This window comes from Maribacter sp. BPC-D8, from assembly GCF_035207705.1.
GTDB lineage: Bacteria > Bacteroidota > Bacteroidia > Flavobacteriales > Flavobacteriaceae > Maribacter.
Genome location: NZ_CP128187.1, coordinates 1,190,391 through 1,209,885, shown reverse-complemented (window position 1 = coordinate 1,209,885; position 19,495 = coordinate 1,190,391). Strand labels below are relative to the sequence as shown.

Annotated in this window: 20 protein-coding genes; 17 read left to right on the top strand and 3 right to left on the bottom strand. The window is 33.5% G+C overall.

All coding sequences use genetic code 11. The features are described 5' to 3' along the window. Window positions 1-14: 14 nt before the first annotated feature. From QSV08_RS05445 to QSV08_RS05435, 3 genes are all read right to left on the bottom strand, one after another. On the bottom strand, window positions 15-1,013 hold the full coding sequence (locus QSV08_RS05445; protein WP_324027284.1) for an NADP-dependent oxidoreductase: 999 nt from the start codon (window positions 1,011-1,013) through the stop codon (window positions 15-17). A gap of 239 nt (window positions 1,014-1,252) precedes the next feature. Continuing rightward, the gene (locus tag QSV08_RS05440; RefSeq protein WP_324027282.1) at window positions 1,253-2,647 is read right to left on the bottom strand and encodes an NAD-dependent succinate-semialdehyde dehydrogenase; all 1,395 of its coding nucleotides are present in this window, start codon (window positions 2,645-2,647) and stop codon (window positions 1,253-1,255) included. 22 nt (window positions 2,648-2,669) lie between these two features. Further along, window positions 2,670-3,410 (bottom strand): SDR family oxidoreductase, encoded by a 741-nt coding sequence (locus QSV08_RS05435; RefSeq protein WP_324027280.1) that lies wholly within the window; start codon window positions 3,408-3,410, stop codon window positions 2,670-2,672. Between the two features lie 356 nt (window positions 3,411-3,766). Between QSV08_RS05435 and QSV08_RS05430 the strand changes: the two genes are divergently transcribed. The 17 genes from QSV08_RS05430 to QSV08_RS05345 all read left to right on the top strand — a co-directional run bounded on the left by QSV08_RS05430 (window position 3,767) and on the right by QSV08_RS05345 (window position 19,492). Continuing rightward, the gene (locus QSV08_RS05430; protein WP_324027278.1) at window positions 3,767-4,399 is read left to right on the top strand and encodes an aspartate/glutamate racemase family protein; all 633 of its coding nucleotides are present in this window, start codon (window positions 3,767-3,769) and stop codon (window positions 4,397-4,399) included. Between the two features lie 182 nt (window positions 4,400-4,581). Next, window positions 4,582-5,211, top strand: a complete 630-nt coding sequence (locus QSV08_RS05420; RefSeq protein ID WP_324027276.1) for an alpha-ketoglutarate-dependent dioxygenase AlkB family protein — start codon at window positions 4,582-4,584, stop codon at window positions 5,209-5,211. Between the two features lie 258 nt (window positions 5,212-5,469). Further along, a complete protein-coding gene (gene nfsB / locus QSV08_RS05415; protein ID WP_324027274.1) occupies window positions 5,470-6,135 on the top strand; it encodes an oxygen-insensitive NAD(P)H nitroreductase in 666 nt (221 codons plus the stop codon). A gap of 20 nt (window positions 6,136-6,155) precedes the next feature. Continuing rightward, window positions 6,156-7,163 (top strand): zinc-binding alcohol dehydrogenase family protein, encoded by a 1,008-nt coding sequence (locus QSV08_RS05410; protein WP_324027272.1) that lies wholly within the window; start codon window positions 6,156-6,158, stop codon window positions 7,161-7,163. 716 nt (window positions 7,164-7,879) lie between these two features. Beyond that, window positions 7,880-8,350, top strand: coding sequence for a cupin domain-containing protein (locus QSV08_RS05405; RefSeq protein ID WP_324027270.1), 471 nt, complete (start codon window positions 7,880-7,882; stop codon window positions 8,348-8,350). Between the two features lie 198 nt (window positions 8,351-8,548). Continuing rightward, window positions 8,549-9,022 carry a Dps family protein gene (locus tag QSV08_RS05400; protein WP_324027268.1) on the top strand — a complete coding sequence of 158 codons (474 nt, stop codon included), beginning with the start codon at window positions 8,549-8,551 and terminating at the stop codon, window positions 9,020-9,022. Window positions 9,023-9,070: 48 nt separating this feature from the next. After that, window positions 9,071-9,340 carry a UBP-type zinc finger domain-containing protein gene (locus tag QSV08_RS05395; protein ID WP_324027266.1) on the top strand — a complete coding sequence of 90 codons (270 nt, stop codon included), beginning with the start codon at window positions 9,071-9,073 and terminating at the stop codon, window positions 9,338-9,340. A 12-nt stretch (window positions 9,341-9,352) separates the two neighbouring features. Then, the gene (locus QSV08_RS05390; RefSeq protein WP_324027264.1) at window positions 9,353-10,999 is read left to right on the top strand and encodes an FAD-dependent oxidoreductase; all 1,647 of its coding nucleotides are present in this window, start codon (window positions 9,353-9,355) and stop codon (window positions 10,997-10,999) included. Between the two features lie 103 nt (window positions 11,000-11,102). Further along, the gene (locus tag QSV08_RS05385) at window positions 11,103-12,311 is read left to right on the top strand and encodes a winged helix-turn-helix domain-containing protein (RefSeq protein ID WP_324027262.1); all 1,209 of its coding nucleotides are present in this window, start codon (window positions 11,103-11,105) and stop codon (window positions 12,309-12,311) included. 319 nt (window positions 12,312-12,630) lie between these two features. After that, on the top strand, window positions 12,631-12,813 hold the full coding sequence (locus QSV08_RS05380; RefSeq protein ID WP_324027260.1) for an LLM class flavin-dependent oxidoreductase: 183 nt from the start codon (window positions 12,631-12,633) through the stop codon (window positions 12,811-12,813). A 108-nt stretch (window positions 12,814-12,921) separates the two neighbouring features. Then, window positions 12,922-13,785, top strand: a complete 864-nt coding sequence (locus QSV08_RS05375) for an AraC family transcriptional regulator (protein ID WP_324027259.1) — start codon at window positions 12,922-12,924, stop codon at window positions 13,783-13,785. A gap of 124 nt (window positions 13,786-13,909) precedes the next feature. Then, a complete protein-coding gene (locus QSV08_RS05370; protein ID WP_324027257.1) occupies window positions 13,910-14,755 on the top strand; it encodes an enoyl-CoA hydratase/isomerase family protein in 846 nt (281 codons plus the stop codon). A gap of 12 nt (window positions 14,756-14,767) precedes the next feature. Continuing rightward, a complete protein-coding gene (locus QSV08_RS05365) occupies window positions 14,768-15,172 on the top strand; it encodes a nuclear transport factor 2 family protein (RefSeq protein WP_324027255.1) in 405 nt (134 codons plus the stop codon). Between the two features lie 241 nt (window positions 15,173-15,413). Next, a complete protein-coding gene (locus QSV08_RS05360; RefSeq protein ID WP_324027253.1) occupies window positions 15,414-16,367 on the top strand; it encodes a 2OG-Fe(II) oxygenase in 954 nt (317 codons plus the stop codon). Between the two features lie 173 nt (window positions 16,368-16,540). Further along, window positions 16,541-17,347 carry an SDR family NAD(P)-dependent oxidoreductase gene (locus QSV08_RS05355; RefSeq protein ID WP_324027251.1) on the top strand — a complete coding sequence of 269 codons (807 nt, stop codon included), beginning with the start codon at window positions 16,541-16,543 and terminating at the stop codon, window positions 17,345-17,347. A 91-nt stretch (window positions 17,348-17,438) separates the two neighbouring features. Continuing rightward, window positions 17,439-18,557: an esterase-like activity of phytase family protein gene (locus QSV08_RS05350; RefSeq protein WP_324027250.1), complete on the top strand. Its 1,119-nt coding sequence runs from the start codon at window positions 17,439-17,441 to the stop codon at window positions 18,555-18,557. Window positions 18,558-18,772: 215 nt separating this feature from the next. After that, window positions 18,773-19,492 (top strand): sterol desaturase family protein, encoded by a 720-nt coding sequence (locus QSV08_RS05345; protein WP_324027248.1) that lies wholly within the window; start codon window positions 18,773-18,775, stop codon window positions 19,490-19,492. Window positions 19,493-19,495 lie beyond the last annotated feature (3 nt).

Genomic DNA, 19,495 nt, shown 5'->3' with positions numbered 1-19,495 from the left:
AGCAGGTCTTGTATTTAGACTTTAACTATCATTTTTCCTTTATTCTTACCATCCATCATATCTAAGAACGCTTGTGGCGTATGCTCAAATCCTTCAACGACAGTTTCTTTATACTTTAATTTACCTTCACCTAACCAAGTTGCTAATTGCTTCATAGCTACGGGAAATTTATCTGCGTAGTTAGAAACAATAAATCCTTGCATTAGTGCACTATTCTTAACTAAGAATGGTTGTACAGCCACTGCCATTGGTATTTCTGTTTTGTTGTATACAGAAATTGCACCACAGATTATAATACGCGCAAACTGATTGATATTGAATAGAACAGCGTCAGATATTGGTCCGCCAACGTTATCAAAATAAATATCGACACCATTAGGGGCTGCTTCTTTTATAGCAGCTTGCATATCTTTAGTGGTTTTGTAATTGATACCGTGGTCAAAACCTAGTTCCGATGTCAACATATTAATTTTCTCGTCGGATCCAGCGATACCGATAACATTCAAACCAAGAATTTTACCTATCTGACCTACTACGCTACCAACAGCGCCTGCAGCGCCAGATACTACTAAAGTTTCACCCTTCTTAGGCTTCCCAATTTCGTGTAGACCTAAAAATGCCGTTAAGCCCGTCATACCAACGATACCTAAATAAGCACTTAGGGGCGCTTTGCTTTTATCTATTTTCTGCAAGCCTTCACCTGTAGAAACCTGCTTTTCTTTCCATTGTAATAATCCTGATACAAAATCACCTTTCTTAAAACCATCATTGTTAGATTCTATAACTTCTGCAACAATACCTGAGCTTATTGGCTCACCTAGCTTAAAAGGTGGAACATAAGATTTGGCATCGTTCATACGACCTCTTAAATAGGGGTCAACAGAAATATATTTTGCTTCTAAAAGTAGTTGACCATCAGAAATACTAGGATTTACATCAGATTCAACAAACTCAAAGTCAGAAAGAGTAGGAGTACCTACCGGACGTTTTTTTAAATTAATGGACTTATTCATAAGTTATTATTTAAATTCTATGATAATTTATAGTCTAAGAAATATGTGATAATTAGTGCATTCACTAGTATACTTTTATATAATAGATTGCAAACTTATAATCTGTGTTTCTTAGACAGTTCAAAGATATTACAAAAAAAGAATGAACATTCATTTTTTAACAAAGGTTTATAAAACGAATTACTTTTTTGAATTAAAAAAAAGCATCGGTAAAGATGCTTTTTAGTTCTTATTACAATCTATTCCATTATAGTAATGGCTTTCACATTCACAAATTCTTTCATTCCGAATCCGCCATGTTCTCTTCCGTAACCTGAATCTTTTACGCCACCAAAGGGCATCATCGGATTTGCTAATCCGAAGGAATTTATAAATACCATTCCCGTATCAAAATGCTTTTCTGCCAATTCAATTGCCTTATCGACATTTTTAGAAAAAATTCCGCCACCTAATCCGAATCTACTATCATTAGCGATGCGCATAGCATCTTCATTGTCCTTTGCCTTAATTAACGAAGCAACTGGTCCGAACAACTCATCATCATATGCTGGTTGACCTGGCGTTACATTTCCTAAAACCGTGGCAGGGTAGAAGTAGCCCTCACCATCAGGAATTTTTCCTCCACATAAAATTTCAGCACCTTTATCAACACTTTCTTCAAGCTGTTGGTGAATTTTTTCTCTTAAATCTTCGCGAGCCATTGGTCCTAATTCGGTTTCCTCATTTTTAGGGTCCCCAACTTTTAAGGCATCCATTGCTTTAACGAATTTTTCTTTGAATTCGTCATACACTTTCTCGGTCGCAATAAATCGTTTTGCAGCGATACAGGTTTCTCCATTATTATAGATTCTCCCCATAACACTCTTTTCTACTGCCAAATCAATATCTGCATCATCTAACACCAAATAGGCATCATTACTACCCAATTCTAATACTGTCTTTTTCAATTGTGCACCAGCCAATTCGCCAATTTTTTCTCCTGCAACCGGACTACCAGTTAGGGTAACACCTCTAATTAATTTGTGTTCTATTATCGCATTAGGCTGCTCATGCTCAATAACCATTACATTAAATAAATTCTCTGGTAAACCAGCAGTATCAAAAATTGATTTCAATAATTTTGCCGTACCCGTTACATTAGATGCATGCTTTAATAAAATACTATTACCAGCCATTAGGTTTACAATAGTATATCGCAATACTTGAAAACTTGGGTAGTTCCAAGGTTGAATACCATAAATTATTCCCATGGGTGAATAGGTAATAATTCCTCTTCCTCCATCTGATAATTTTCTTTCCTCATTCTTTAAAAATTCTGGAGCGTTCTCTGCAGAATAATCACAAATTGAAGTACATAGGTCAACTTCGTGCTCACTTTGCGATAAAAGTTTACCCATTTCATCTGTCATTAATTCTGCTAGCTCTTTCTTATAATTCTGTAATTCTTTACCTATAGATTTTATAATCTCGCCGCGTTCTTCAATGGATTTCATTTTCCATTTTAAAAACGCCTTATGAGACTGTTGTATGCTTTCCTCTACTTGGTCATCTGTCATATAAGTATGAGATGTAATTTCTTTACCCGTAGTAGGATTTATTGTTTTGAAAGTATCTTGTTTTGTTGTCGTTGACATAGCTTTTTTTTAAAAGTTCTTATTACTGTTGTTCACTTGGCAAAATATAAACATCGTTGATGTTGACTCTGTCTGGTTGTGAAATGGCATAATAAATGGCGTTAGCAATATCTTCAGCTTTGAGCGGTTCAATTTGCGGCATTTCTTTCATCTTTTCTTTGACATCCTCATCAGTGATTGTGCTCAGAAGATTGGTACTTACGTTACCTGGTTCTATTGAGGTAATGTTGATTCCGTATTTAGGTGCTAATTCTTGACGTAGCCCCTCAGAAAACATTTTCACTGCCGATTTTGTAGCGCAATACACTGCACCGCCAGGATAGTATCGATGTGCTGCCATTGAAGAAACATTGATGATGTTACCACCTTTATTTTCTATTAATTCTGGTAAAACCGCAGCCACACCATTTAATACTCCTTTTATATTAACATCTACCATTTTATCCCACTCATCGGTTTTCAGATTTTCAACAAATGATAAAGGCATTAATCCTGCATTATTTACCAATCCGGTTATTTTACCGAATTCTCGTTTTGTTTTTGATACCACTTTCTCGAAATCACTTTTTTTAGTGACATCACCTGTAACCACTAAAGCTTCTCCACCTTTTTTATTAATGTCAGATTTAAGGTCATTAAGTTCGTCTTCACTTCTAGCCATTAAAACTACTTTTGCTCCGTTTTCGGCTAATTTGATTGCTGTTGCTCTACCTATACCGCTAGATGCTCCAGTTATTATGAGTACTTTATCTTCTAATTTCATAGTGTTAATTTTTGATTCGAACACAAGATAGCAGTAGCTTTAAAAAACTTTTGACTACATGAATTCAACTATTGACCGATATGGTATTGAGCAAAGGCTTTCTTTTTGTGAGCTAAAAAATTGACTCTATTTACTACAAAAAGAAGATTGAATTATAGATTTATTAAGATGGTTACTTAATTAAATGCCATTAATTTGACCCCTCTTTTTTAATGAGTATTTAGAACTATTGCTATGATGACAAATAAGATGATTGGCATTGTTGGCGCCGTTGGTAGTTATGCGGGTATCGATCTTATCAAAAAAGTATATGACTTAACAGAGGCAACTTCTATCAAAATCATTTACCGGTTTCAATGCTTTCTGTACCCCATAAAATTATAGATAGAACAAAATACCTTTTAGGAGAAACTGATATAAACCCAGGAATCGCTATTTCTGAAATTATAGCTTCTTTAATCGCCAGTGGTTCTAGTATTACTGGTATACCCTGCAACACAGCTCATGCAAAATCTATTTTGAAACTAATTGAAAAAAGCATACCTGAATCTTGTATTTTGGTCAACCTTATTGAAGAAGTGGGATTGTACATTTCTGAAAAGCATCCGGAAATTACCAGTTTAGGAGTATTGGGTACAACCGGTACTATCTTAGCGAAAGTATACCCAGAAGTGCTTGCCAAATATAATATTGAAGTCATTCAACAATCTGATGATATTCAAGAGTTATTTGTGCATCAATCCATATATGACACTAGTTATGGTATTAAGGCATTCTCTAATCCTGTTAATCAAAAAGCAAAAGAAAATCTTAGTATGGCAGCGACCTATATATCTAGAAAGGGGGCACAAGCCGTTATTTTAGGTTGTACAGAAATTCCGTTAGCGATTCAGTACGAAAAAATAGAGGAAAGTTTGATAATCGATGCGACTACAGTTTTAGCAAGAGCATTGATTAGGGAATCTAAAAAAATAGAATTTATTGCTTAGGCACTTGCCGTTGGTGAGCAATACGCTCTTTTCAATAACATGTATTCTCCCTTTATTTTGAAATTACCAATAGACGAACCTGTATAACGTTTAAAGGTTTTAGATATATGACTTACATCTGCAAAGCCTAATTCATTTGCTACTTTTGTAGTAGATAAATAAAATAATTAGAAATACTTACTATGGAATCATTCAATCCAATAGATTTGTTTTCGACTAACGAGGTCCTTAAAACAGAATTTGATTTACCTAGTGCTGCTGTAACTTTATTCGAAAATTTCTTTTCAATAGAAGAAAGCGATCGGTTGTATAATAGTCTTTTAAAAAACACCAATTGGGAGCAAGACCAAATGACTATTTATGGAAAACAAGTAGATCTGCCAAGATTAACTGCTTGGTATGGTGCCACAAGCGAAAATGTTTCTTATGCTGAAAACGACAGTAAAATGCAACCTTGGAATGAAGATTTATTGTTTATAAAAAACCGAATAGAGCAGGAGGTAGACATCAAATTTACACGCTGTTTACTTAATTATTATAGAGATGGAAAAGACAGCGTAGATTGGCATCAAGATTATGATGCAAACCAACGCAAAAACACAGTTATTGGCTCCGTTACTTTTGGAGAAACGAGACCTTTTCAACTTAAACACGCAACTCGCAAAGATTTAAAAAGGTTAGACATTCCTTTAAAACACGGTAGTTTATTGTTAATGCAAGGTGCAACTCAAGATAATTGGAAGCATAAAATTCCGAAGACCACAAAACAAATCAGACCACGAATAAACCTAACCTTTAGATGGGTTGGATAAAACCAAAAATGGTATTAATAAAGCATTAACTAACACTAAATATAAATTATGCAGTTTGGTAGCGTGCTTGTTATCTTTTTTATGAAAAGTTTAGGATTTTACCTCTAATTATACCTGAATCCCCTGTTTTTATACATCTACCTGGATTGATTTTCTAGTTACTTTTGTACTATCATTTATGACCGTTATTGTGAGGTTTTAATACTATACTTACTTTTGTCACTATAAAAATGATAGTTAATTAAAAAACATATAAAAATGAATTTACAAGAAACATTAAACTGGAGATATACTACGAAGGAATACGACACCACCAAGAAAATATCTGATGCAGATATGGGGGAAGTCAAAAATTTATTACGAATGAGTCCTTCAAGTATTAACCTACAACCTTGGCATTTTATTATTGCTGAGACTACAGAAGGAAAAGCACGTATGACAAAAGGAACACAAGGCTTTTTTCATTTTAATGAACCTAAGATTACAAATGCTTCTGCGGTAGTATTGTTTTGTTCAAAAACAAGTGAAAGTGCAGATGATACTTTTTTTAAACATCTTTTAGAAGTACAGGATAAAGACGGAAGATTCCCTAATGAAGACATAAAGAACGGAATGTACGGAGGAATGAACGCTTTTGGAGACATTCATAAATATGATTTAAAGGATTATCAACATTGGATGGAAAAGCAGGTATATCTTAATATTGGTAATTTTTTATTAGGAGTTGCAAGTTTAGGTATCGATGCAACACCAATGGAAGGTATTGATGTAAAAGCGTTAGATGAAGAATTCGGATTAAGAGCAAAAGGATTTACATCTTTAGTAGTTGTTTCTTTAGGATATAGAGCAGCATCAGATTTTAATTCGACGGATAAAACACCAAAATCTAGATTACCACAAAGTGAAATTATCACTGTAATATAATTGTAAAAATTTTAATTTAGATGAAAGCAATAGGATACAAAGAGAATTTACCGATAGACAATGTAAATTCACTACAAGACATAGAAATAGCGACTCCGAAAGCAACAGGAAGAGACATTTTAGTAGAGATTAAAGCCATTTCGGTAAATCCTGCAGATTACAAAGTACGTGCAAATATGCCTGTACAGGGTGACGATTGGAAAATTATTGGTTGGGACGCAACAGGTATTGTAAAGGAAGTTGGAGAAGATGTCACTTTATTTAAAGTTGGTGATGAAGTTTGGTATGCTGGCGATTTTACGCGTCAAGGTAGTTATGCGCAATTTCAGGTGGTAGATGAACGTATTGTGGGTAAAAAACCAACAAGTTTATCCTATGCTGAAGCTGCTGCTTTACCATTAACATCTCTTACTGCTTACGAAATGTTATTTGATAGATTAGAGGTTTCTAAAGACGATGCCAATAAATCTATTTTAATAATTGGTGCTGCAGGTGGTGTAGGTTCTATAATGGTGCAATTAGCTAAAAAGCTAACAAAACTGAACATTATTGCTACTGCTTCTCGTGAAGAAACTACCGATTGGTTAAAAGAATTAGGTGCAGATACGGTTATCAATCACAGAAATAAATTGAGCGAAGAGTTTGAAAAGTATAGCCTTCCTGCTCCAGAATATGTTGTAAGTTTAAATGCTACCGAACAACACGTAGATGAAATTGTAAAGCTGATTAAACCACAAGGTAAATTCGGATTTATTGATGACCCAAAAGTGATGAATGTGATGCCTTTTAAAGGAAAAGCAGTGTCTACACACATTGAGTTAATGTTTACACGTGCTATGTTTCAAACAGAAGATATGATTGAACAACACAACATTTTAAACAACGTTTCCGAATTAATAGACAACGGTACAATTAGAACCACTTTAGGGGAGAACTTCGGAACTATTAATGCTGAAAATTTGCGTAAAGCACACGCTTTTTTAGAAACAGGTAAAGCAAAAGGTAAAATAGTTTTAGAAGGGTTCTAGACTCAATAAGTCAAATAATAACGGTATGTCACTTCGAGTGAATTTTGAGGCATGAAAAATTTGTATCGAGAAGCCTAACAGATAAGATTGGTTCTCGATACAAAATTCTGAAAATAGATTTTCACTCGAACTGACAAACTAACTATTAATCAATATATAAGAATGTCACTTCGAGTGTTTTTATTGAAATAAAATGAAAATAAAAATGTATCGAGAACTTAGGTACACGGTTGCTTTTCAATACTAACAACTGTAGAATTAGTTTCTCTAGAACTGACAAATTAACTATTAATCAATTTATAAGAATGTCACTTCGAGTGTTTTTGTTGAAATAAAATGGAAATAAAAATGTATCGAGAACTTAGGTACACGGTTGCTTTTCAATACTAACAACTGTAAAATTTGTTTCACTTGAACTGACAAATTAACTATTAATCAATTTATAAGAATGTCACTTCGAGTGTTTTTGTTGAAATAAAATGGAAATAAAAATGTATCGAGAACTTAGGTACACGGTTGCTTTTCAATACTAACAACTGTAAAATTTGTTTCACTTGAACTGACAAACTAATTATTATTCAATATATAAGAATGTCACTTCGAGTGTTTTTATGGAAATAAAAATGTATCGAGAATTTGGGAACACGCTTGCTTTTCGATACTAATAACTTTATAAAAAATTTCTTTCGAACTGACATATTTAATAAAATATAAAAATGAAAAACACACTAGCAGCAATAGCAGTAACAACATTATTTGCCTTTAGTACAGCAAATGCACAAGTAAACACCATAGATTCTGTAGCAACATCAAAAGTGCAACATTTCAATTTTGATGAGATGGAATCAGAAACTATTGGCGAAGGAATTAAACGTAAGTGGTTTCACGGACAGAAAGGTCAAATGACCATTTTCAATTTGGAGAAAGATGCACATATTCCTTGGCACAAACACCCCAACGAGCAGATTACCTATATTATGTCCGGTAAGGTAAAAATCAAAACCGTTATAGACGGTAAAGAGGAATTTGTAATTGTTTCAGGAGGTGAAGTAATTGTTTTTCCTGAGAATGTCCCACATGAGTTTTGGGCTTTAGAAGAAACCGTAGATTTAGATGTACACGTTCCCGTACGTGAAGATTGGTTGTCTAAAGAGTTGCCAGATTACTTGAAGAAGACTAAAAATTAATCAAAATTAAAAAAGCATAGTTGTTACTTTAGTTTGAAAAAGAGCGAAGTATTCAAGCCGTTTATTTTCTCAATAGCGTTAAGATAAATAGTATATGAGCGATTAACTATATTGAAGTTAGTCGCTTTTTTATTCCTCTTTTACTAAATTTATACAACGATAAAATAACATTTTAAACAGAACATAAAACAACTAAAAATGAAAACAAACATAGGAATTACAGAAGAAAACAGAGCAAAAGTAGCTGAGCATTTATCTAAAATATTAGCAGACGAATTTTTAATCTACACAAAAACGCTAAGAGCACATTGGAATTTGGAAGGCATCGATTTCCATACAAAACATGTGTTTTTTGAAGACCATTATAATGCTATTAAAGAATTCGTAGATGGTGTTGCAGAACGTATTCGTAAAATAGGTCATTATGCACCTGCTACACTAAAGCAATTTTTACAGTTAACTCATTTATCTGAAGAGATAGAAGGCGACAATTCTAGCCTAAACTATATGAAAGTCTTATTAGAAGACCACGATACAATTATAGTAGAAATTAGAAAAATTATACCTACCATTGAAGAAGATTTAAATGATGTGGGTACCGCAGATTTTCTTACTGGTTTATTACAAGAACATGAAGAAATGGCTTGGATGTTACGTGCTAGCGTAAGCTAGATTACACATGGTATTTTTTCTTATTCATCTTTATAACAACCGAAAATTATGAGCGAAGAAGTATGCAGTCATATAGCCTCTATTTCCGAATTGAAAACGGCTAAAGAACATGTCTGCGAAGAATGTGTCAAATTAGGAGATTCATGGGTACATTTGCGCACTTGTCAAGAATGCGGAGTTACACTTTGTTGTGATGATTCTAAAAACAAACATGCAACAGCTCATTTTCATAAAACTGACCATCCGGTTATAAGCTCAGCTGAATATAACGAAAGGTGGCTTTGGTGCTATAAAGATGAATCTTTTGTAACGTACTAATCCAAGCAAATTATGATAGATGCCAGATTCCCTGAACTCACCAATCAACAGGTAGAAAAGTTAAAAGGTTATGGTACTGTAGAGAATTTTGAAATACCTACTACGATACTAGATTATGGTGACAAGAGATATGATTTCTTTGTTGTATTAAAAGGAGGCATTAAAATTATTGATCCAGAGAAAGACAAGGGGAATGTTACCATTCATGGCAAGCATCAATTTTCGGGATCTAGTAGTATTCTTTCGCACCGAGTTATTGGAGTATGTGGAGAAACATTAGAAAACACTCAAGTAATACGCATAAAGCCAGATCAGTTAAAAAAAGCTATTTCAAAGTTTAGTGATATTAGCGATTTACTTTTAAACGCGTTTTTATTGCGCGAAGAAAGTTTAAAAAACAGTATACAAGGTGTCAAGTTAATAGGCTCGGAACATTCTAATGAAACGTATGCTATTCGCGATTTCATGGACAAAAATGACATTCTATATACTTTTGTCGATTCGGATAAAGAAAAAGGACTCAAAAGTATATTAGAAGCTTTTGATTTAAAAGAATCAGATTTACCTGTTGTGATTAATAGTCTGAATGAGATTTCAATTCGTCCATCTATTGATGAAATAGGGGAGTGTTCTGGTGTTCGGTTAAAGTTAGATGATGAAATCTATGATGTGTTGGTCATAGGTGCCGGACCAGCAGGTTTGGCAGCCAGTGTGTATGCTTCATCTGAAGGATTAAAAGTTTTAACTATTGATAGTAATTCTCCTGGCGGACAAGCAGGCAAGAGTTCTAAAATTGAAAATTACCTAGGTTTCCCAACAGGTATTTCTGGTAGAGATTTAGCCAATAACGGCTATATTCAGGCTCAAAAATTTGGATGTACCATTTCGGTACCGCATAGGGTTGAAAGTATTCAAAAAAATGCAAGTCTTTATGAGGTAAATGCAAGCAACACATCAACTTTAAAGGCACGTACAGTTATTGCTGCAACAGGTGCGGCATATAGAAGATTACCGTTAGATGGTATAGAAAAATATGAAGGTGCAGGTATTTATTATAGTGCGACTTCTATGCATGCTAATATGTGTAAAAACAGTGAAATTGGTATTGTAGGTGGTGGTAACTCTGCTGGGCAAGCGGCTTTGTTTCTTGCCAATTATGCACATAAGGTCTATGTCATTATTAGAAACGAAGATTTAGGTGCTAAAATGAGCGACTATTTGGTACAGCGAATTATAGCTTGTGAAAATATCGAAGTTTTGACTAATAGTAATGTAGTAAAAGTTGATGGAGATACTTATTTAGAGAAAGTTGATATTAAACAGAAAGATAAGTTGGTTACAAATGAAATCAGTTACCTTTTTACATTCGTAGGCGCAAAACCATGTACCGAATGGCTTAATAATATAATTGACACAGATGCTAAAGGTTTCATACATACGGGACTCACCATTTGTGACCAAGCCCTAAAGAATGAAGCGCAATACCAAGTTCGTAAACCATTTACTTTTGAAACTAGTTTACCTGGTTTATTTGCAGTTGGCGATGTGCGCTCTGGATCCGTAAAACGTGTGGCATCTGCTGTTGGTGAAGGCTCTATTGTTATAAGTGATATTCATAAATACTTAGCTCAAGAACATCAGCTCATCAAAACTACTTAGTACAAATTGTATTATCATTCTATCCAATTGACTATTTAATTATCATTCCCTTCTTAAAATAGTTAATTTAACTACATAAGTTTTTACAATTTAAATAGCATGCATGAGTTCAAATGAAAAAAGTATTTCTCTTCGTGAGGCTCAAAAATTAGTTTTGTTATCTCAAAGGCTACTTGGTCAAAAATTAGTCGGTTCTACCAAAAATGCTACGCTTGCCGCCATAGAACATTTAGGCTATGTTCAAATAGATACTATTTCAGTTATTGAACGTGCACATCATCATACACTGTACAATCGTAATTCAAGCTATAACTCGAATCACTTACAAACACTAGTATCAGATAAAAAAGTTTTTGAATACTGGGCACATGCAGCATCTTATCTCCCCATGATAGATTATCGTTTTAGTTTACCACGCAAACATGCCATCGCTTCGGGCAAACAAAAACATTGGTTTAAACGAGATGAAAAGCTAATGGAATCTGTAAGAGACCGTATAAAATCTGAAGGCCCGTTAATGGCTAAAAATTTTGACAAAAAGGGTGTAAAACACGGCGAGTGGAAAACGGCTCCAACCAAGCAAGCATTAGAAAATTTGTTTATGGAGGGTGAGTTGATGATTACTGAACGTATTAATTTTCACAAGGTTTATGACCTTACCGAACGTGTTTTACCAGAAACCGTTAATACTAATACGCCAACAGAAGATGAATATGGTAGGTTCTTGATTAAGAAATTCTTGAGAGCTAATGGAATAGGCAAATTATCTGAAATGACATATCTGCTTAAAAACATTAAACCATTAGTTAGTAAAACTTTAAAGCTTATGGTCGCTGACGGAGAAATTGAATTAATAAACGTTCTAGACAATCAATATTATATACTACCAGAGTCTTTTGAATTATTGAATAAACCACTACCACGAAAGAAACTGAAAATTTTATCTCCGTTCGATAACCTTTTGATTCAACGAAAAAGAGCGAAAGAAATTTTTGAATATGATTATCTTCTAGAATGTTATGTGCCCCAACATAAAAGAAAGCATGGCTATTTTACATTACCTATTTTATGGGATGGAAAACTAGTTGCCCGTATGGATAGTAAAGTTGATAGAAAAGAAAAGATTTTAGATATTCACCAATTGACCTTAGAACCAAGTCTAACGAAAACAGAAGCATTTGCTGTTGCATTTAATAAAGAATTGCAATCATTTTTAAAATTCAATAATTGTAATGGCGTTCGTTTGCATAAAACAAGTCCTATAAATTTTAAGAATGAATTTGAGCGTTTAATTACCAGTGTAGAACTTTAATTATGTGGATAGCTAAGTATCGTTCAATCCTATATAACTTGGGCATTTTCTTTACAAGCTAAACCATGAAATATACCTAATTACCCATTTTATATACCTATTAAATACTACAAAGCGACTGTACCTTTGTTATAAGATTTGAAACCATGAAAGATTTCGAAAATATAAACAAAGGGTATAATTCATTTTTTAAACAAAACGGCCTTAGTATTGGGGTAGTAGTGCCTTTTGAAAATTATTCCGCCAGATCTGTTCCTACAATGCACAGCATTTAGAGCGTGTAAAACTAATTGAGAAATTAGGCTTTAAAGCGGTTTGGTTGCGCGATGTTCCTTTTAATGTGCCTTCTTTTGGTGATGCTGGTCAAACTTTTGATCCTTTTACCTATTTAGGGTATTTAGCGAGACAAACATCTGAAATTGCTTTGGGTGTTTCTAGTATTGCCCTGCCTTTGCATCACCCTGTATATGTAGCAAAATCTGCTGCGACTATAGATAATTGAAAGGTTTCTTAATAATTCCCCCGGTTATTGATGAACCCAAGGAAGAAGCCACTAATTATAGGTGGCTTTTTTTATTCATACAATGTTTAACTTTAGAAAAAACGAATTATGCCAAGAACTATCATCGAGAATATTGTTATCGCAGAATATAAAAAGCAAACCTTTTTTGACTTTTGTAAGTATACTACCATTCGTTTTTTTGAAATTGTTTATTTTGAAGAAGGCACAGGAACTATAAAGATTAATGGAAAAACGGTAAATTATATTCCAAATAGCGTTTTCGTGTTCGTTCCAGATGATATTTACATTGTTAATCCGGAAACACCAACCTCTACTGTTGCTATCAAGTTTTTAAAGAGTTTTTTCAGGAATTCGAATACGCAAAACGATATTCTTCCTGTTAACGATTGGTTTCGTAAAATTGAAGGTATTTTAAACAGCGAAAGTCACCAACTACGTGAAATGAAGTTTGAAACAGAATCAGACAAACTACATTTAGTGTCTTTAATTAAAATGGTTTCTACTGAAAATTTGAAAAAACAATCCTATGATCTATTCATCATTCAAAATTCATTATCCGTTATTCTTCATTTGATTGCTAGAAATATTCAGTTTTTAAATACGGATATGACTGCCAAGGTTGTGGAGTCTTCAAAAATTCAGCAAATCATAAATTTTATTCATACTAATATTTATAATTCAGATTTGTTAAGCACTAGAAGTCTTGCTGAAGAATTTCATATGGCAGATAATTATATGAGTGAGTATTTTAAAAAGCATACAGACATTAGCCTAAAAAAGTACATCATCAATTATAAATTGAAGTTAGTAGAAACACGACTTAAGTATACCGATTTACAATTCTCAGAAATAGCAATCGAACTGGGTTTTACAGATTCTAGCCATTTAAATAAAACTTTTTTAGCCTATAAAGGCATTACTATTGGTGCTTTTAAAGCGGCTTTAGCCTAAGTTTTTACTAATAACCTTGTTTTTTACTAATAGTGCTTTGTTTTATACCAAATTAAACTTTGGTTACTCCTGTAAATTTGCAGTGTAATTAAAACACAACACTAATAATTTAAAACATAACACCATGAAAACAACAGGATTCAAAACATTTAAAGTAGCAGTAAAAGAAGGACAAGCTTGGGTAACTTTTGATAACCCACCAGTAAATATTCAGGATATTCCAATGATCAAAGAGTTGGATGAATTAGCAGCATCTTTAGAAGAGGACAGAAGTATTAAAGTAGTCGTTTTTCAATCTGCTCATTCAGAAATTTTCATTGCGCATGCAGATACTAATTTCTTAAAAGATATGTCTACAACAACTGTAGATAGAGAAGATATTGAGTTATTAGACTTACAAAAAGTATTACAACGCATTAGTAAATTACCACAAATTACCGTTAGTAAAATAGAAGGTTTTGCTAGAGGAGGTGGTCATGAATTTGCTTTAGCAACAGATATGCGTTTTGCAGCACGTGGTAAGGCAGTATTTATGCAGATGGAAGTTGGTATGGGAATTTTACCTTGTGGTGGTGGATCGTCTAGAATGGCACGTCAAATAGGTTTAGGTAGAGCATTAGAAGTGATTTTATCTGCAAAAGATTTTGATGCAGACCAGGCAGAAGCTTACGGACTTATAAATAGAGCATTAGATGCGGATAAAATTGGAGGTTTTGTGGAAGATTTAGTAAATAGAATGTCACAATTTAATTCTGATGCTATCGAAGCTGCAAAACGTACTATTTATGCATCTATAGATTTACCAATTGAAGAGGCTTTAAAAGAGGAAGCATATTGGTTATACCAAGCAACAAGTAAATCTCCAGCAATAAAACGTTTTACGTTAGCTGATGATACGGGATTCCAAAATGACATGGAAAACCAAAGAAACTTCGAGACTTTATTAATGGGATTACAAGGTGTAAACTAAAAACTAGAAATTATGAATACAGCACAAAATAAACAAACTATACTTGATTTTTTCGAACGTTTTTCTGCAGGTGATGCTACAAGCGCTTTAACTTATTTAGATGCAGATGCAACATGGCAATCTATGGGAATTAAAGGGGATTTACCCGTTTCAGGAACCATGGATAAAAACGGAATTGGAGAATTAATTAAAATGGTAAAATCTGCTATTCCAACAGGATTAGAATTAACACCAGTGGGTTGGACTGCAGAAGGCGATAGGGTAGCTGCCGAATTTATTTCTTACGGTGTACTTACAAACGATAAAGTTTATAATAATCCGTATCATTTTTTATTTCAATTTTCTGATGGAAAGATTCTTAAAATAAAAGAATATATGGACACATTACACGTAAAATCAATATTTGTTGATGCGTAGTAAATAATAAATACCTCTTTAAAAAGAGGTGTTTAATAGGTTTCAAAATAAAATCTTTAAATAGACTTTAGCAAACATATTTACTATAAAAAATAGTTACTTCTAGGTCTATATTCTTATTTAAACGAATTGTTTTTTAATTACATATAAGACGATGAATTAATATATATCAAACAACAATATATACAAAAACCAAAATACTCTATAGTGGTTGTTTTGGTAAAAAAAACATGTAGAAACAATGAGAAATAAAAATATAGTAGCACAAGCTCGTGCGCTTACATTGCCAACTCGCGAAGCTTCCCTAAACCGTGATCCTTCTGTGTCACAATTTTGGAATAGTAACCGAGAGTTACTTGAAGATGCATGGAGCGAATGGGAAATTGAAAACAAAGACAGTTTATTAATTCCTGATGAAACGCTACTTGACCCGAAATTGAGAAAAGCGATAAACGATGCTTGGGAAAATCCAGAAAAAGAAAACGCTGTAGCTGATTTATGGGAAGAAATTATCCCTGGAGTGTATTCTGCTCAGTTTTTTGATTTAGAACGCTTAGCGGAATTTCGCAAGTATTTAGAAGATACTGTAAATTCTGAAATTCCTAGACGTGCACCTTATGGTATTCAATTGAATCGTCATGGAGTTATGCTAGATCCACGCTCAGAGGGATACCTTGCAGCACCTAATTTTCAGGCATTTTACAACGAAATAATGGATCGTTATATGCGTCCAATCGCTCGTTTATTACTTGGTACTTATGGCTACGATAACCAAACATTTGGATTCTCTATTCAGTACAATCCAGATAAAGACAAGGATTTGCATGCCCATACAGATGCTTCGGCTGCTACCTTGAATGTCAATATTAACTTGCCTGATGAAGAATTTACAGGTTCGCAAGTGGATTTTCACGATACATCTACAAGAAAAGTTGTTCAAACTATATTTGAACCTGGAAAAGCAATTATTCATACAGGAAAAATACCACATGCTACACACCCAATTACTAGCGGACAACGTAGTAACTTAGTAGTTTGGCTATACGGAGACCGTATGCAAATACCACGAGGTGGTACAAGTAGCTATGGTAGTGTTGATAATTTAGCATCTAAAGTTATTATAACAGAAAATGTAACCGCTCGTGAGCGTTGGAGTATACCAAATAGCCCTAAAGATACTATTGCACCGTTTTAATAATAAAAATAGGAGTGCGACTTTGGAGTAAATTGCAAAAAAGGTATTGTCAGATTTTATTCAAAATTAAAGGAGAAGAAACAAAGCACATAATCAATTGTCCGTTCGAGCGCAGTCGAGAACTACTAATAACCTTTCGACTGCGCTCAAGGTGACATTAAATTAAAAACAACATGAGTAAAACAATAATAATCACAGGAAGCACTGACGGAATAGGAAAGTTAACCGCTTTAAAACTAGCAAAAGAAGGGCATACGGTATACGTTCATGGTAGGAGTGAAGCCAAAGTAGCCGCAGTTGTCAAAGAAATTAAAGAAACTTCCAATAACCAAAATATTAAAGGTTTGGTTGCTGATTTTTCAGATTTAAAAGCTGTTAAAATATTAGCAGAACAGATTAAAAACGACATTCCGAAAATAGATGTTTTAATAAACAACGCAGGAATTTTTAAATCAGAGAGCACTTTAACTAAAGACGGTTTAGACTTTAGAATGGTTGTAAATTACTTAGCACCTTATGTGTTAACAAATGCCATCTTAGAAAATTTAAAGCAATCAGAAGCACCAAGAATTATTAATTTAAGTTCAGCTGCACAAGCACCAGTTTCAGAAGCTGTTTTAAGAGGAAAAGAGCAAGTTTCAGAAAATGATAGTTATGCGCAAAGCAAGTTGGCATTAACTATGTGGAGTTTTAATTTAGCGAAACAAGAACCAAAGATTACAGTTATAGCTGTAAATCCGGGTTCATTATTAAATACAAAAATGGCAAAAGAAGCTTTTGGAGATTATTGGTCTCCTGCAGAAAAAGGTGTGGATATTTTATATGATTTAGCACTTTCTGAATCGCATAATAATGATTCAGGCAAATATTTTGACAATGATAAAGGCGACCCTAAGGGCTATTTTTCACAAGCACATGCTAATGCTTATGATGCCTCTAAAATTAAAGAATTAGTTTCTTTGAGCGCTAAGCTAGTCTAAATAATTTATTTTCTCTTAGGTTGATTTATTATGACCAATGAATTAAGAGTAATTTTACAATTGTTGATATTGGCTTCTAAAAACTAATTAAATGAGGAAAGTAGCAAGAACGTTATTTGTTTGTACAGTATTTATGACCGTGATTTCATGTGGTACTAAAAATGACACCAATAAAATTGAAGCTAGTCTTAAATTACGTTTTGTTGATGAATATGTTTTGCCAGATGAAACAACATTTGAGAACACTAGAGTAGGAGGATTATCTGGAATCGATTATGCTGATGGTAATTGGTATGCAATTAGTGATGATAGTGATGCACCACGATTTTATAGCGCCAATCTTTCTTATGACCTAAACGGATTTGATTCTATAACTATAAAATCGGTTACTCATTTTAAAGATTCAATTGGCGAAATGATACCTAAAGGAATGGTCGACCCTGAATCTATTCGATATGATAATGGTGGTTTTATTTGGACTAGTGAAGGAAATATAAAAGATGGGGTAAAGCCCTTTGTACAGATTGCAGATTCTAGCGGAGTGTTTGTTAAGGAGTTTACGCTAGCTAATCGATATCTGCCAAATACAGACTTGAATTTTGGACCACACCACAACGGAGTCTTTGAAGGCATTACATTGAGTTTCGATAAAAAAGGATACTGGGTTTCGATGGAATTACCATTGAAACAAGATGGAGTAGAACCAACCTTAGAAAAAACAGATTCACCCGTAAGAATAGCTTTCATAAATAAGAAAACAGGACATTTTGAAAAGGAAATAGTATATGAATTGGATAATGTCGCTCGTCCTGCAGCTGATGGAGCTACTTTTGAATTGAATGGTATCGTAGAGATTCTAGAATATGAAAAAAATAAGTTTTTTATCTTAGAACGCTCTTATTCTATGGGATACGCTGACGGAGGTAATACCGTTAAAATTTACGATGTAGATGCTAGTAAAGCAACTGATGTAAGTAGTATCCAAAGTTTAAAAGGTGCTAGTTACACCAAAGTAACAAAGAAACTTTTATTCAATTTTGAGGATATTAGAGAAGAACTTACCAACGGAATCGTCGATAACATTGAGGGTACCACTTTTGGTCCTGACTTCGAAAACGGTAATCGGTCATTAGTCGTAGTAGCCGATAATAACTTCAGCCTATATGGTCCTCAGCTGAATCAGTTTATCATGTTCGAAGTAGAGAAATAAATTTATGACACATTAAATTACCACCAACTTATTCTACTTTATGTTGGGGTTTATCTTGCTTCATTTTGTAATAGTCAGACAAGAAAAAACATATTTTTATTTAAGACAATAAACTACCTAATAAATTACGTTAATAAGATGAACGTAGTTTACATATAATTCTTTTACTGTATTTTAAGAGCTTATATTCGTTACATACAAAGCTAATTATTGACTTGGACCATCTTATAAAAGACATTGTTTTTAATTATTCATATATAGCACTATATGGTCTTACATTCGGTTACTTTATAATCTTATACTTTGGTGTAGGCACGCTATTTTTATATAGCTGCAAGCTATTAGAGCGTAAGCAAATACTAAATAAAGTAATAGCTATCGAAGTTTCTAAAAAGCAGATAGCCTTTGAAATAAAACACTCCATAAAATCAATTGCAATTTTTGGATTTTCAATTATCCCTATCATTTTTTTAATCCGAAATGGGAACATTGAACTATTGCCCAATACGTGGTCTAATGTATTGATAGGATTAGTAATTCTAACCATTTGGAACGAGGTCCATTTTTATATCGTACACCGATTAATGCATAAAAAATTCATGATGAGGCATGTACATAAAATACACCACAAATCTACTGTACCAACTGTGTATTCTGTATTCAGTTTTCACTGGGCAGAAGCCCTATTTCTTAGTACGGTTCCTTTAATAATAGCTCCATTTATACCATTTTCTATCGTTGCGATATTTTTGTATCCATTGGTAAGTATTCTATTGAATTTTGCAGGTCATTGTAATTATAGATATGGGAATGGAAAAGGTCAAAACTGGAAACTTTTTGGCACCCATCACAATGAACACCATAGTAAAGGGCGTAAAAATTACGGATTTGCATTACATCTTTTAGACAAATTATTTTCAAGACATAACCCATAATAT